General features: G+C 73.5%; 11 protein-coding genes. 3 read left to right on the top strand and 8 right to left on the bottom strand.

What is annotated here, in order from left to right; all coding sequences use genetic code 11:
* The first annotated feature begins 125 nt into the window (after positions 1 to 125).
* A complete protein-coding gene (locus ACVWNX_RS27065; RefSeq protein WP_454410714.1) occupies positions 126 to 1,034 on the top strand; it encodes a carbohydrate kinase family protein in 909 nt (302 codons plus the stop codon).
* Positions 1,035 to 1,365: 331 nt separating this feature from the next.
* Here ACVWNX_RS27065 and uvrA read toward each other — a convergent pair whose 3' ends face one another.
* Positions 1,366 to 4,335, bottom strand: coding sequence for an excinuclease ABC subunit UvrA (uvrA, locus tag ACVWNX_RS27060; protein WP_454410712.1), 2,970 nt, complete (start codon positions 4,333 to 4,335; stop codon positions 1,366 to 1,368).
* A 229-nt stretch (positions 4,336 to 4,564) separates the two neighbouring features.
* On the opposite strand from uvrA, the gene ACVWNX_RS27055 reads away from it, so the two are divergent.
* On the top strand, positions 4,565 to 5,251 hold the full coding sequence (locus ACVWNX_RS27055) for a maleylpyruvate isomerase family mycothiol-dependent enzyme (protein ID WP_454410710.1): 687 nt from the start codon (positions 4,565 to 4,567) through the stop codon (positions 5,249 to 5,251).
* A gap of 177 nt (positions 5,252 to 5,428) precedes the next feature.
* Complete coding sequence (locus ACVWNX_RS27050) at positions 5,429 to 6,085, top strand: MBL fold metallo-hydrolase (protein WP_454410709.1); 657 nt, start codon at positions 5,429 to 5,431, stop codon at positions 6,083 to 6,085.
* A gap of 90 nt (positions 6,086 to 6,175) precedes the next feature.
* On the opposite strand, the gene ACVWNX_RS27045 is transcribed toward ACVWNX_RS27050, so the two are convergent.
* The 7 genes from ACVWNX_RS27045 to ACVWNX_RS27015 all read right to left on the bottom strand — a co-directional run bounded on the left by ACVWNX_RS27045 (position 6,176) and on the right by ACVWNX_RS27015 (position 13,238).
* Positions 6,176 to 7,072 (bottom strand): RNA polymerase sigma-70 factor, encoded by an 897-nt coding sequence (locus tag ACVWNX_RS27045; protein ID WP_454410707.1) that lies wholly within the window; start codon positions 7,070 to 7,072, stop codon positions 6,176 to 6,178.
* 86 nt (positions 7,073 to 7,158) lie between these two features.
* A complete protein-coding gene (locus tag ACVWNX_RS27040) occupies positions 7,159 to 8,367 on the bottom strand; it encodes an NAD(P)/FAD-dependent oxidoreductase (protein ID WP_454410706.1) in 1,209 nt (402 codons plus the stop codon).
* A gap of 162 nt (positions 8,368 to 8,529) precedes the next feature.
* Positions 8,530 to 9,309: an ABC transporter ATP-binding protein gene (locus ACVWNX_RS27035; RefSeq protein WP_454410704.1), complete on the bottom strand. Its 780-nt coding sequence runs from the start codon at positions 9,307 to 9,309 to the stop codon at positions 8,530 to 8,532.
* Positions 9,306 to 10,379, bottom strand: a complete 1,074-nt coding sequence (locus ACVWNX_RS27030; protein WP_454410703.1) for a FecCD family ABC transporter permease — start codon at positions 10,377 to 10,379, stop codon at positions 9,306 to 9,308. Before ACVWNX_RS27030 ends, ACVWNX_RS27035 begins: the two co-directional genes overlap by 4 nt.
* The gene (locus ACVWNX_RS27025) at positions 10,376 to 11,380 is read right to left on the bottom strand and encodes an ABC transporter substrate-binding protein (RefSeq protein ID WP_454410701.1); all 1,005 of its coding nucleotides are present in this window, start codon (positions 11,378 to 11,380) and stop codon (positions 10,376 to 10,378) included. The genes ACVWNX_RS27030 and ACVWNX_RS27025 overlap by 4 nt, the downstream gene beginning before the upstream one ends.
* A gap of 137 nt (positions 11,381 to 11,517) precedes the next feature.
* The gene (gene aroQ / locus ACVWNX_RS27020) at positions 11,518 to 12,000 is read right to left on the bottom strand and encodes a type II 3-dehydroquinate dehydratase (RefSeq protein WP_454410699.1); all 483 of its coding nucleotides are present in this window, start codon (positions 11,998 to 12,000) and stop codon (positions 11,518 to 11,520) included.
* Between the two features lie 137 nt (positions 12,001 to 12,137).
* Positions 12,138 to 13,238, bottom strand: coding sequence for a calcium:cation antiporter (locus tag ACVWNX_RS27015; protein ID WP_454410697.1), 1,101 nt, complete (start codon positions 13,236 to 13,238; stop codon positions 12,138 to 12,140).
* Positions 13,239 to 13,341: the final 103 nt, after the last annotated feature.

Below are 13,341 nucleotides of genomic sequence, written 5' to 3'. Positions count from 1 at the left end.
TCGACCGGCCGACCGACCGACCGACCGACAGGCGGGCAGGCGGACGGGCGGGCGGGCAGGACCGGCCGACCCGCCCGGCCGGGCGGACCGTGGCGCGGAACCGTGAGGACGGAAAGGACCCGTACGTGATCGTCGTCGCCGGAGAGGCCCTGATCGACCTGGTGCCCGGACACCCGGGTCCATGGGCGCCGTTGGCCCCCCGGCCCGGCGGGGGCCCGTACAACACCGCGGTGGCGCTGGGACGGCTCGGCTCCCCGGCCGCGTTCCTGTCCCGGCTGAGCACCGACGCCTACGGGACGGCGCTGCTCGACGGGGTGCGCGCGGCGGGGGTGGACGTGTCGGGGGTGGCGCGCGGGCCCGAGCCGACGACCCTGGCGCTGGCCACCGTGGGAACGGACGGCTCCGCCCGGTACGCGTTCTACGTGGAGGGTACGGCCGACCGGCTGTTCAGCGCCCCGGAACGGCTGCCGGAGGGGACCCGGGCGGTCTCCTTCGGCACCTGTTCGCTGGTGCTGGAGCCGGGCGCCACCGCCTACGAGGACCTGCTGCGGCGGTCCTCGGCCGGGGGCGTCCTCACCGTGCTGGACCCCAACGTCCGTCCGGCCCTGATCCCGGACGCGGACGCGCACCGGGCGCGGTTCCGGTCGTGGCTGCCGTCGGTGGGGCTGCTGAAGCTGTCCCTGGAGGACGCCGGGTGGCTGGGCGGCACCCCCGGGCAGTGGCTGGCGGCGGGGCCCTCGGCGGTGGTGCTGACCCGGGGCGGGGACGGGCTGTCCGTGTACACCCGGGACCTCGGGGAGGTGGCGGTGCCCGCCGTGCCGGTGCGGGTGGTGGACACCATCGGGGCCGGGGACACGGTGACGGCGGCGCTGCTGCACCGGCTGGCGGAGCACGGCGCGCTGTCGGCCGCCGCGCTGGCCGGGCTGCCGGAGGAGGTCTGGAGGGACGTCCTCGGCTTCGCGGCCCGGGCGGCGGCGGCCACCTGCGGCCGTCCGGGCGCGGATCCGCCCCGGGCGTCCGACCTGCTTCCCTGAGCGGCCCGTCGGCGGCCCCGACGGGCCCAGTGACCCCACCGACCCGTGGTCCCGGCGCTCCTCGGAGAGACCGGGAACGCCGGGTCGCCCCGGCCGCCGGCCCGGATGGGCCGCCGGGTCCAAACCCTCCGGGTCTGTCCGGGCCGCCGCCTTCCGGCTGGCGGGCGGGACGGGCCCGGACCGGGATCGTCCGGGACGGGCCCGGCGGGCCGGGATCGGTCGGCACGCACCCGGTGGACCGGAGAACGGTCGGCACGCACCCGGCGGGCCCGGGGACACCTGCCGCCGGGCCGTCCCGAGCGGCGCCCAGGGACCGGGGCGCCGCTCGGGGCTACGCCTTGCGGGCCCGGGTGGCGCGCGGCGCGGCGGTCTTGCGGGCCGCCGGAGCCTTCGCCGCCGTCTTCGGGGCCTTGGCCGCCGTCTTCCGCTTGCGGGCCGGGGGCGCCGCCTCGGCGATCCGTTCGGCGCCCAGGATCTCCTGGAGGAACTTGCCGGTGTGGCTGGCCGGGACCGAGGCGATCTGCTCGGGGGTGCCCTCCGCGACGACGAGTCCACCGCCGTTGCCGCCCTCGGGGCCCATGTCCACGACCCAGTCGGCGGTCTTGATCACATCGAGGTTGTGCTCGATCACGATCACCGTGTTGCCCTTGTCGACCAGCCCGGACAGTACGGTGATCAGCTTGCTGATGTCCTCGAAGTGGAGGCCCGTGGTGGGCTCGTCGAGCACGTAGACCGTACGTCCGGTGGAGCGCTTCTGGAGTTCGCTCGCCAGCTTGACCCGCTGGGCCTCGCCGCCGGAGAGGGTCGGCGCGGGCTGCCCGAGGCGGACGTATCCGAGCCCGACCTCGTGCAGGGTGCGCAGATGGCGGGCGATGGCGGGCACCGCCTCGAAGAAGCCGAGCGCCTCCTCGATGGGCATGTCCAGCACCTCGGCGATGGACTTGCCCTTGTAGTGGACGTCCAGCGTCTCCCGGTTGTAGCGGGCGCCGTGGCAGACCTCGCAGGGGACGTAGACGTCCGGCAGGAAGTTCATCTCGATCTTGATGGTGCCGTCGCCGGAGCAGTTCTCGCAGCGGCCGCCCTTGACGTTGAACGAGAAGCGGCCGGGCTGGTAGCCCCGCACCTTCGCCTCGGTGGTCTCCGCGAACAGCTTGCGCACGTGGTCGAAGACCCCGGTGTAGGTGGCCGGGTTGGAGCGGGGGGTCCGGCCGATCGGGGACTGGTCGACGTGGACCACCTTGTCGACGAGGTCGTCGCCGTCCACCCGGGTGTGCCGTCCGGGAACGCTCCGGGCGCCGTTCAGCTCACGGGCCAGGTGGGTGTAGAGGATGTCGTTGACCAGCGTCGACTTCCCGGAGCCGGAGACCCCGGTGACGGCGGTGAGGACGCCGAGCGGGAACGAGACGTCGATGTCCCGCAGGTTGTTCTCGCGGGCGCCGTGCACCGTGAGCCGCCGGGACGGGTCGGCCGGGCGGCGGAGGTCGGGCAGCGGGATGCTCCGCTGGCCGGAGAGGTACGCGCCGGTGACCGAGGCGTCGTTGGCCAGCAGTTCGGCCAGCGGGCCGCTGTGCACGACCTCGCCGCCGTGCTCACCGGCGCCGGGGCCGATGTCGACGACCCAGTCCGCGACCTTGATGGTGTCCTCGTCGTGCTCCACCACGATGAGCGTGTTGCCCATGTCGCGCAGTCGCACCAGGGTCTCGATCAGCCGGTGGTTGTCGCGCTGGTGGAGGCCGATCGAGGGCTCGTCCAGGACGTACAGCACACCCACCAGGCCGGAGCCGATCTGGGTGGCCAGCCGGATGCGCTGGGCCTCGCCGCCGGAGAGGGTGCCCGCCGCGCGGTTCAGCGAGAGGTAGTCGAGGCCCACGTCCACCAGGAACCGGAGGCGTTCGTTGACCTCTTTGAGGACGCGTTCGGCGATCTTCTTGTCGCGGGCGTTCAGCTTGAGGCGGCCCAGGAACTCGGCGCAGTCGCTGATGGACATGGCGGAGACCTCGGCGATCGACTTCTCCATCACCGTGACGGCGAGGACGATCGGCTTGAGGCGGGTGCCCGCGCAGGTGGGGCAGGGCACCTCGCGCATGTAGCCCTCGAAGCGCTCCCTGCTGGTGTCGCTCTCGGCCTCGCTGTGCCGCCGCTTCACGAACTGCACGGCGCCCTCGAAGGCGGTGGTGTAGACCCGTTCGCGGCCGTAGCGGTTGCGGTAGCGGACCTCGATCTGGGTGCGGTGGCCGTTCAGCAGGGCCTTCTTGGCGCGCTGCGGCAGGCCCCGCCAGGGGATGTCGGTCCGGAAGCCGAGGGCGTCGGCGAGCGCGTCCACCAGCCGCCCGAAGTAGTCCTTGGTGGCCCCGTGGGACCAGGGGTGGATCGCCCCCTCGTCCAGGGACTTGTCCTCGTCGGGGACGAGGAGCTCCGGGTCGACCTCCATCCGGGTGCCGATGCCGGTGCACTCCGGGCAGGCGCCGAAGGGCGAGTTGAAGGAGAAGGAGCGCGGCTCCAGCTCTTCGAACGACAGGTCGTCGTAGGGGCAGTAGAGGTGCTCCGAGTACATGCGCTCGCGCTCGGGGTCGTCCTCGGGGAGGTCCACGAAGTCCAGGACGACCATGCCGCCGGAGAGGCCGAGGGCGGTCTCCACGGAGTCGGTGAGCCGCCGCTTGGCGCCGTCCTTGACGGTGAGGCGGTCGACGACCACCTCGATGGTGTGCTTCTCCTGCTTCTTCAGGACGGGCGGCTCGGCGAGCTGGATCGTCTCGCCGTCGACCCGGGCCCGGCTGTAGCCCTTGGTCTGGAGGTCGGCGAAGAGGTCCACGAACTCGCCCTTGCGCTCGCGCACCAGCGGCGACAGCACCTGGAAGCGGCTGCCCTCGGGCAGTTCGAGGACCTTGTCCACGATGGCCTGCGGGGACTGCCGGGCGATGGGACGGCGGCACTCGGGGCAGTGCGGCTTGCCGATCCGCGCGAAGAGCAGCCGCAGGTAGTCGTAGACCTCGGTGATGGTGCCGACCGTGGAGCGCGGGTTGCGGGAGGTGGACTTCTGGTCGATCGAGACGGCCGGGGAGAGGCCCTCGATGAAGTCCACGTCGGGCTTGTCCATCTGCCCCAGGAACTGCCGGGCGTAGGAGGACAGCGACTCCACGTAACGGCGCTGGCCCTCCGCGAAGATCGTGTCGAAGGCGAGCGACGACTTGCCCGACCCGGACAGACCCGTGAAGACGATGAGCGAGTCACGCGGCAGGTCGAGCGAGACGTTCTTCAGATTGTGCTCGCGTGCACCACGGACGATGAGACGGTCGGCCACGCCGGTCCGCACCTTTCTTGAGTGAAGCGACAGGGGCGGGGCCCCCGTCCTCCCGGACTGTGGGGGCCGCCGTCAGCGATGGGCGGTTCTGCTGGGTGGGGCGCTCGGAGCGCGACCCCGTCTCTCAAGCATGCCCGATGCTCCACCCGACCTTATAGCACGTGCATTCGATTTCCGGCCGTGGGACGCCACCTTCACTCGAACGTGTGGCGGGACTATCGTCGTTGCCATGAATGATCATGTACGCGATCTGGAAGCGGTACGTGACGCGACCGAACGGCTCCTCGTCTCGGTCGCCTCCCTGGACAACGCCGCGACGGCCGCGCCGTCACGGCTGCCCGGCTGGACGCGGGGCCATGTCCTCGCCCACCTCGCCCGCAACGCCGACGCGCTCGTGAACGTCCTCACCGGACGCCCCATGTACGAGAGCGCCGAGGCCCGTGACGCCGACATCGACCGGGACTCCGGACGGGACCCCGAGACCCACCTCAAGGACGTGCGCGAGAGCGCCGGACGGCTGGCCGCGACCGCCGCGGAGCGGACCGACTGGTCGGCCACCGTACAGCTGCGCAACGGGGTCACGGACACGGCCTCCCGCGTCCCCTTCCGCCGGCTGGTGGAGGTGGAACTCCACCACGTCGACCTAGGCGTCGGCTACGAGCTGGAGGACCTCCCGGCCACGTTCGTCCAGCAGGAGATCCTCTTCCTGGCGGAGCGGTTCCGGGGCCTCGACGGCGTCCCCGCCGTGCTCATCCGCCAGGACGACGGACGCATGGTCCCCACCGGGAGCCGCACCGGGACCCCGCTCACCGTCACCGGACGGCAGGCCGACCTCGTCGGCTGGCTGGCCGGACGCCGCGACGGGACGGCGCTCACCGTCACCGGCGGACCGCTCCCGGCGCTGCCGGGCCTCTGAGACCTCCGCCGCCGACCGCCCGGACGGACGGACGGGCCGCTTCCGCCCGCCCGGGCCCGGCACACCCGGTTCCCCTCCCCCACGGCACCGCACCGGCCGGGTCACGGCCCGCGCCCACTCCCCCCTCGGCTCCCGGTTTCCGGCCCCGGCAGGAGGGGCGCTGAGTAGGCTGGGCCCATGGCATACAGCGGAGTGGTGAAGGTCGGCGGACCCGCGGACGTGCACGAACTGCGGGACCTGATGATCTCCAAGGTCGCGGTCGGCCCGATGGAGAACAACGCCTATCTGCTGCGCTGCCGCGCCACCGGCGGGCAACTGCTGATCGACGCCGCCGCCGACGCGTCGACCCTGCTCACCCTGATCGGCGCGGACGGCATCGCCTCCGTGGTCACCACGCACCGGCACGCCGACCACTGGCAGGCCCTCGCCGAGGTGGTCGCCGCGACCGGCGCCCGCACCTACGCGGGCCGCCACGACGCCGAGGGCGTCCCGGTCCCGACGGACGTGCCGGTGGAGGACGGCGACACCCTGCGGGTCGGCCGGGTCGCGCTGCGCGCCGTCCATCTGCGGGGCCACACCCCCGGGTCGATCGCCCTGGTCTACGACGACCCGCACGGGCATCCGCACGTGTTCACCGGGGACTGCCTCTTCCCCGGGGGCGTCGGCAACACCCGTCAGGACCCGGTGGCGTTCACCAGCCTCCTGGACGACGTGGAGACCAAGCTCTTCGGCACGCTGCCCGACGAGACCTGGGTCTACCCCGGCCACGGCAACGACACCACGCTCGGCGCCGAGCGCCCCCACCTCGCGGAGTGGCGCGCCCGGGGCTGGTGACCACGACGGCGGCGACCGTCCCGGCCCCGGAAGCGCCGGAGCGGGGACGGTCGCCGGACCGCCCGGTGTCCCGGGCACCAGCCGAAGGCGTCAGCGGAAAGCGAGCCCGGTCGCGGACGTGACGCGGGACAGCTTCTCGGGGTTGCGGACGTAGTAGAGGTCGGTGACGCGGCCGTCCTCGACACCGATCGCCAGGACGCCGTCGATCTCGCCGTCCAGCCGGACGAGGAGTGCCGGGGCGCCGTTGATCACGGTCGGCTCGGTGGTGATCGTGCCCTCGGCTCTTCCGCTGCCGCCGACGAACACGCGCGCCACCCGCTCGGCGCCGGTGACCGGCCGCCGCACGGCGTGTTTGACGCCGCCGCCGTCGGCGATCAGGACGACCTGCGGCGCGAGCACCCCCAAGAGGGCTCGCACGTCCCCGGTTTCGACGGCGCGGCGGAACGACTCCAGGACCGCCCGCCCCTCGCGCGGGGAAGCCGACCGGCGAGGGCGCCGGGCGGCGACGTGCTGACGGGCGCGGTGGGCGATCTGGCGGACGGCCGCGGAGTTCTTGCCGACGGCGGCCGCGATCTCGTCGTAGTCGACGTCGAAGACCTCCCTCAGTACGAAGACGGCCCGCTCGGTGGGCGACAGCGTCTCCAGGACGAGCATCAGCGCCATCGACAGGCTCTCGGCCAGCTCGACGTCCTCGGCCGCGTCCGGCGCGGTGAGCAGCGGCTCGGGCAGCCAGGAGCCGACGTAGGTCTCCCGTCGGCGTTTGACGGTGCGCAGCCGGTTGAGCGCCTGGCGGGTGGTGATCCTGACCAGGAAGGCGCGCTGGTCACGCACCTGTCCCCGGTCGGCCCTGACCCATTGGAGCCATGTCTCCTGCAGGACGTCCTCGGCGTCGGCGGCCGATCCGAGCATCTCGTAGGCGACGGTGAAGAGCAGATTTCGGTAGGCGAGGAACGCCTCGGTCTCCGGTCGGGTGGCGCCGTCGCTCATCTCCCGTCCCCTCTCCTCGTCCTTCGCGGTCGGCGTCCGACCGCGTACCCGTCCCTCCACCGCGGGTTCTCCTCGGCGGGCACCGGTCAGACCGCCCGGTCGGCGGCGGCCGGGTGCCCGGCACGGTGGGCGCGCAGCAGCCGCCGACGCTTGGCGACGCCGCCCCGTACGCGGTGCAGCCCGTACGCACCGGGCCTGCGCGCCTCCTTGGCCAGGTGCCCGGGGATGCCCGCGCAGACGCGTTCCTTGATCCTGGCTCCCAGGCCCTTGCCTATGTGGGGCCACACCGCGACGTCGGACCGGTTCGCGAACTGGAAGATCCCCGCCCTCCTGCCCAGACTGACGCACTGACCGTAGAAGCCCTGGTGAAGGTTCTCCGGTTGCTCACCGGCGAGACGGCTGAGCACCGTGTCGGCGGCCCGCGCGCCCAGCGGCGCCGCGTTGAGGCAGCTCATCCGCAGGGGCAGCCCGGACGGCGCCGCCGAGTCCCCGGCCGCGACGACGCGCGGGGCGTCCACGCTCGTCAACGTCTCGTCCGTGAGCAGCCGGCCCATGGAGTCGGTGCTCAGCCCGCTGCGCGCGGCCAGGTCGGGAACGCCGAATCCGGCGGTCCAGACGGTGACCCCGCTCGGCAGCTCACGGCCGTCGGCGAGCCGCACGGCGTCCCGGGTCACCCGCGTCACCTTCGCGCCGGAGCCGTCGAGGACCGTCACTCCGAGCGCGGCCAGCCGCTTCGCGACCGAGCGCCGTCCCCGCGCGTGCAGGTACGGGCCGAGGGCACCGCCGCAGACCAGCGTCACCCGGCGGCCCCGCTCCGCCAGTTCGGCGGCGGTCTCGATGCCGGAGGGACCGCCGCCGACCACCGTCACCGGAGCCGTCGCGGGCACGGCGTCGAGGACCACGCGCAGCCGCCGCGCCTCCTCCAGGGTGGCGATCGGATGGGCGAACCCGGCTGCCCCGGGCACCGCCGTTCCGGCACTGCCGCTGCCCACGGCGTAGATCAGGTAGTCGTAGTCGAGCGTGCCTCCGGCCGTCAGCGTCACGCTCTGGTCGGCCGCGTCGATCCGGGTCACGGTGTCGACCACCAACCGGACGCGCCCGGCGAGTACGTCCCGGTAGGCGACGACCGCGTCGTCCGAACCGCCCACCAGCTGGTGCAGGCGGACCCGGTGGACGAACTCCGGGCGCGGGTTGATCAGCGTCACGGTCACGTCGTCCCGCAGGGTCAGCCGGTTCGCGGCCATCACGCCCGCGTATCCGCCACCGATCACGACCACACGCGTTTGCCCAGTCATGGCGTCTCCTCCGTTTCAGGGGTTCGGCCTTGAGTCACCGCGTCACCGGCCGCCGTGACGGCATGTGACCCAGTTCACTCCACTGACCGGGGTGGGCGGGCGCGAGCGGGATCCCGTGGGGCCGGGCCCGTCCCACGGACACCGCACCACCGCGCGCCGGCTTCAGCCCGCCCTCCCCCGCAGTTCCCTCAGCAGCACCCGGGGCCGTCCGTCGACCGGGTCCGGGACCACGCTGCCGTCCACCTCGAACACCTCGCGGAAGACGGCCGGGGTCAGCACCTCGGCGGGCGCTCCGGCGGCCGCGATCCCGCCGTCCTTCAGGGCGACGACCGTCGTGGCGTACCGGGCCGCGAGGTCCAGCGTGTGCAGCGCGGCCACCACCGTGATCCCGAGCGAGGCGACGAGGCCCAGCGCGGAGATCTGATGGGCCGGATCGAGGTGGTTGGTCGGCTCGTCCAGCACCAGCAGCCGGGGTCGCTGCGCCAGCGCCCGGGCCAGCAGCACCCGCTGCCGTTCCCCGCCGGAGAGCGTGGACAGCCGCCGGTCCGCGAACGCGACGGCACCGGTGCGCCCCAGCGCGTCCGCCACGACCGCCTCGTCGGCCGTGGACAGCCGGTCGAAGGCGCCCAGGTGCGGGTAGCGGCCGAGCCGGACCAGCTCCCGCGCGGTGAAGTCGTAGCCGCCGTCCTGGTCCTGGGCGAGCACCCCGACCCGTCGCGCGACCTCGCGGTGCGGGGTCGTCCACACGTCCTCGCCGCCGAGCAGCACGGCCCCCGCCCGTGGCCGGAGCGCCCGGTAGACGGTCTTGAGCAGGGTGGACTTGCCGCTGCCGTTCGGGCCGACCACGGCGACGAACTCGCCCTCGGCGATCGTCAGGCTGACGTCGCGTACGGCGGGCGCGCCGCCGTAGCCGACGGTGACGTCCTCGAAGACCAGCTTCATGACGGCACCGCCGTTCCCGCCGCGCCGCGCCGCAGGATCATCAGGAAGAGCGGGACGCCGATCGCCGCGGTGAGGATGCCGATCGGCAGCTCGGTCGGGGCGAGCACCAGCCGTGCGGCCGTGTCCGCCCAGACGATCAGGAGCGCGCCGAGCAGCGCCGCCACCGGCAGCGCGCGACGGTGGTCGGCGCCCACCAGCGAACGGGTCAGATTGGGCACGATCAGCCCGATGAACCCGATGCTGCCCGACACCGCGACGACCGTGCCGGTCAGCAGCGCCACCACGCCGAGCAGCACCGCGCGGAGCCGGGCGGCGTCCAGCCCGAGCGACGCGGCCCCGTCGTCGCCGAGCACCAGCAGGTTCAGCCGCCCGGCCCCGGCCGCCGAGACCAGGACCAGCGCCAGGACGACGGCCGAGCAGGTCAGGGCCAGCGGCCACTGGGCACCGGCCAGGCTGCCGAGGATCCAGAACAGGATCTGCTGCTGGGCGTCGACGTCCTGGGTGCGCAGCAGCAGGAACGAGATCACCCCGGCCAGGAGCTGACCGGTGGCGATGCCCGTCATCACCAGTCGGCCCGGGTGGATCCGCCCGTGCGTCCGGGAGAACGCGAACACGGCGAGGGCGGCGGCGAGCGCGCCGACGAAGGCGGCCAGCGGCAGGGTGAGCAGCCCGGCGGCCCCGGCGCCGAAGCCGGTCAGCACCAGGACCGCCCCGGCACCGGCGCCCGAGGTGAGTCCGAGGACGAAGGGCTCCCCGAGGGGGTTGCGGACCATCGCCTGGGTGAGCAGTCCGGCCACCGCGAGCCCGGCGCCGACGGCCACGCCCTGCAGCACCCGGGGGACGCGCAGCTCCCACACGATGAAGCCGGACGGGCCCGGCGCGTCCCCTCCGGCGAGGTGGGCGCCGACGACGGACACCACCTCGCCGGGCGGGATGGACACCGGTCCGAGGCCGACGGCGACCAGGGAGGAGACGATCAGCGCGGCGAGCAGCGCGAGCAGGACGGCCACCAGGGGGAGCCCGCCCAGCAGGCCGCTGTTCCGGGGCCGGGCGAGTGCGGTGCCGGTCATCTCCGGATGCCTTCGGCGATCGTGGTGACCGCGTCCCCGTTGAGGACGCTCGGCGACAGCAGCACGCTCTGCCTCACCACGACGAGCCGGTCCTCCTTCACCGCCGTCGTCCCGGCCAGTACGGGGCTGTCGCGGACCGACTCCAGCAGGTCGGCGTCGCTGCCCTCGGCGAACCCGGAGATCACCACGATCGCCTGCGGGTCGCGTTCCGTGACTTCCTCGGCGCTCAGCGTGGTGAAGTCCTGGAGCGCGTCCCCGGCGATGTTCTCGCCACCGGCCAGGGTGATGATGCCGTTGGACAGGCCGCTGCCGCCCTGGGCCATCACCGGCTGCCCGGCGGCGGGCGGCGCGGAGAGCGCGAGCACCCGCACCGGGCGCCCGGACGCGTCCGCCGCCCGGTCGGCGGACGCCTCGATCTCGTCGATCAGTTCGGCGCCCCGGTCCTCCACCCCGAAGACCTCCGCCACCCGCTCGATGAACGTGGTCGTCCGGGACAGGTCCTCGACCGGACCGTCCGGGTCGGTGTCGCAGGCCACCAGCGACTGGGCCCCGGCCGCGGCGAGGCGCTGGGTCGTCGGCGTTCCGTCGAACCCGCCGAAGCTGTAGGCGGAGATGCCGACGACGAGGTCGGGCCTGGCCGCGATGACCTTCTCCGCGTTGCCCCGGCCGGGGTCCAGGACCGGGATCCTCGCCAGCTTCCTCGCCTCGTCCCCGGTGAACGCCTTGAAGAAGTCGGGCGCGGCGGTGCCGACGATCCGGTCGCCGACGCCGAGGCGCTCCAGGATCGCGGCCGCGCCGCCGTCCATCGTGACGACCCGGCGCGGCGGTGACGACACCTCCGGCGGCTCGGGGCAGTCGGGGGCCTCGGGGTGTCCGGCCACCCTCGTCGAACCGGACGGCGCCGAGGACGGCGCGGCGCCCGGGCCGGGGGCGACGGTGCCACAGGCCGACAGCCCGAACAGGGCGGCGGCCGTCGCGCCCGTCCAGCGCAGTGCTCTCACCGGTTTCTCCTCCGTGTCAGCGGCCTGCCGAGGCGTGCTCAGCCGTACCGGCCGTACTGACAGGAGGTGTCGCCCGGCGGAGTGATCCGGTTCCCGGGTCCCCCCGGAGATGTCCGTCCAGGTCCGGCCGGACGGAATCAGCCGTCCGTGGCGCGCTCGGCGGCCAGGGTCGCGACCCGTTCGACCGCGAACGCGTACCCCTGGACCCCGCAGCCCGCGATGACCCCGTCGGCACGCAGCGACACGTAGGAGTGGTGCCGGAACGCCTCCCGCCGGTGGACGTTGGAGATGTGCACCTCCACGACGGGCAGCCCGTCGCAGGCGTTGAGGGCGTCGAGCAGGGCGACGGAGGTGTGCGAGTACGCGGCGGGGTTGATCACGACGCCCACGTGCCCCAGTCGCGCCTCGTGGATCCAGTCGACCAGTTCGCCCTCGTGGTTGGACTGCCGGAAGTCCACCGTCCCGCCCAGCTCCGCGGCCTTCGCCGCGCACAGCGCCTCGACGTCGGCCAGGGTCGCGCTGCCGTAGACCTCGGGCTGGCGCTGGCCCAGCAGATTGAGGTTGGGCCCGTTCAGGACCATGATCGGCGCGGTGGCGAGGGAGTGGACGGGACGGGTCATCGCGGGGCCTCCGGGTGGGTGCGGCACGTCAGGGGAGGTCTATCACGGGCCCCGGGACCGGCTCCGGTCGGCCGCGGGGCGCACGGAGGCTTACCGGAGCCGGGCGCACGGCCCGCCCGGCGTCAGGGGTTCACCTGTCAGGGGTTCACGGCCAGCACCAGGTAGGCGGCGAGCAGCACCAGGTGGACGCCGCCCTGGAGGGGGGTGGCGCGTCCCGGCACCACGGTGAGGGTGCTGACGACGACCGTGAGCGCCAGCAGCACCATGTGGGTCGCGCCGAGTCCGAGGACCAGGGGTCCGGAGAGCCAGATGGAGGCGACGGCCACGGCGGGGATCGTCAGACCGATGCTGGCCATCGCGGAGCCGAGTCCGAGGTTCAGACTGATCTGCACCCGGTCGCGGCGGGCGGCCCGGACGGCGGCGATGGTCTCGGGGAGCAGGACCAGCAGGGCGATGATCACGCCCACCACGGCGGGCGGCATCCCCGCCCCCTCGACGGCGGACTCGATCGTCGGGGAGACGCCCTTGGCCAGTCCGACGACCCCCACCAGGGCGAGGACGAGCAGGGCGAGGCTGGTGTAGGCGGCCCGGTCGGTGGGGCGCTCGGCGGCCTCCTCGATGTCGATGACCTCGCCGCTGCGGGTGATCGGGAGGAAGTAGGAGCGGTGACGGACGGTCTGGGTGGCGACGAACAGTCCGTAGAGGACCAGTGAGGCCAGTGCGGCGAAGGCGAGCTGGGAGGAGGAGAACTCGGGTCCCGGCTTGCTGGTGGTGAAGGTCGGCAGGACCAGGCTGAGGGTGGCGATGGTGGCCACCGTGGCGAGGGCCGCGCCGGTGCCCTCCGGGTTGAAGACGGCGATCCGGTGGCGCAGGGAGGCGGCCAGGAGGCTGATGCCGACGATGCCGTTGCAGGTGATCATCACGGCGGCGAAGACGGTGTCCCGGGCGAGGGTGGCGCTCTTGTCGCCGCCGTCGAGCATCAGGGTGACGATCAGCGCGACTTCGATGATCGTCACGGCGACCGCGAGCACCAGGGACCCGAGGGGTTCGCCGACCCGGTGGGCGACGACCTCCGCGTGGTGCACGGCGGCGAGCACCGCCGCGGCCAGCACCAGGGTCACCAGGGCGACGGAGGGGCCGGCCAGGTCCCGCCCCCAGGTGAGGGCCAGCAGGACCACTCCGAGGACCGGCACCGCCTCCGTCCAGCGCGACACCACTTCCCGAAGCCGAATGATCATGACCCGATCGTACGATCTGCTGCCAAATCATTCCAGACGGGGTCAACACCCATATCGGCCGAGGTGGGGGCCGGAGTCGAACGGCCCACGGGACGCGCGCCAC

Source organism: Streptomyces sp. JNUCC 64, from assembly GCF_054484115.1.
The sequence above is the reverse complement of the archived record's forward strand: the minus strand, read 5'-3'. Positions and strand labels throughout refer to the sequence as shown.

Excerpts from the sequence above, each read along its gene's own strand:
- ACVWNX_RS27055 (WP_454410710.1), top strand. The coding sequence starts at position 4,565 with ATGAATGATCATGTACGCGATCTGGAAGCGGTACGTGACGCGACCGAA.
- ACVWNX_RS27050 (WP_454410709.1), top strand. The coding sequence starts at position 5,429 with ATGGCATACAGCGGAGTGGTGAAGGTCGGCGGACCCGCGGACGTGCAC.
- ACVWNX_RS27045 (WP_454410707.1), bottom strand. The coding sequence starts at position 7,072 with ATGAGCGACGGCGCCACCCGACCGGAGACCGAGGCGTTCCTCGCCTAC.
- ACVWNX_RS27040 (WP_454410706.1), bottom strand. The coding sequence starts at position 8,367 with ATGACTGGGCAAACGCGTGTGGTCGTGATCGGTGGCGGATACGCGGGC.
- ACVWNX_RS27035 (WP_454410704.1), bottom strand. The coding sequence starts at position 9,309 with ATGAAGCTGGTCTTCGAGGACGTCACCGTCGGCTACGGCGGCGCGCCC.
- ACVWNX_RS27030 (WP_454410703.1), bottom strand. The coding sequence starts at position 10,379 with ATGACCGGCACCGCACTCGCCCGGCCCCGGAACAGCGGCCTGCTGGGC.
- aroQ (WP_454410699.1), bottom strand. The coding sequence starts at position 12,000 with ATGACCCGTCCCGTCCACTCCCTCGCCACCGCGCCGATCATGGTCCTG.
- ACVWNX_RS27015 (WP_454410697.1), bottom strand. The coding sequence starts at position 13,238 with ATGATCATTCGGCTTCGGGAAGTGGTGTCGCGCTGGACGGAGGCGGTG.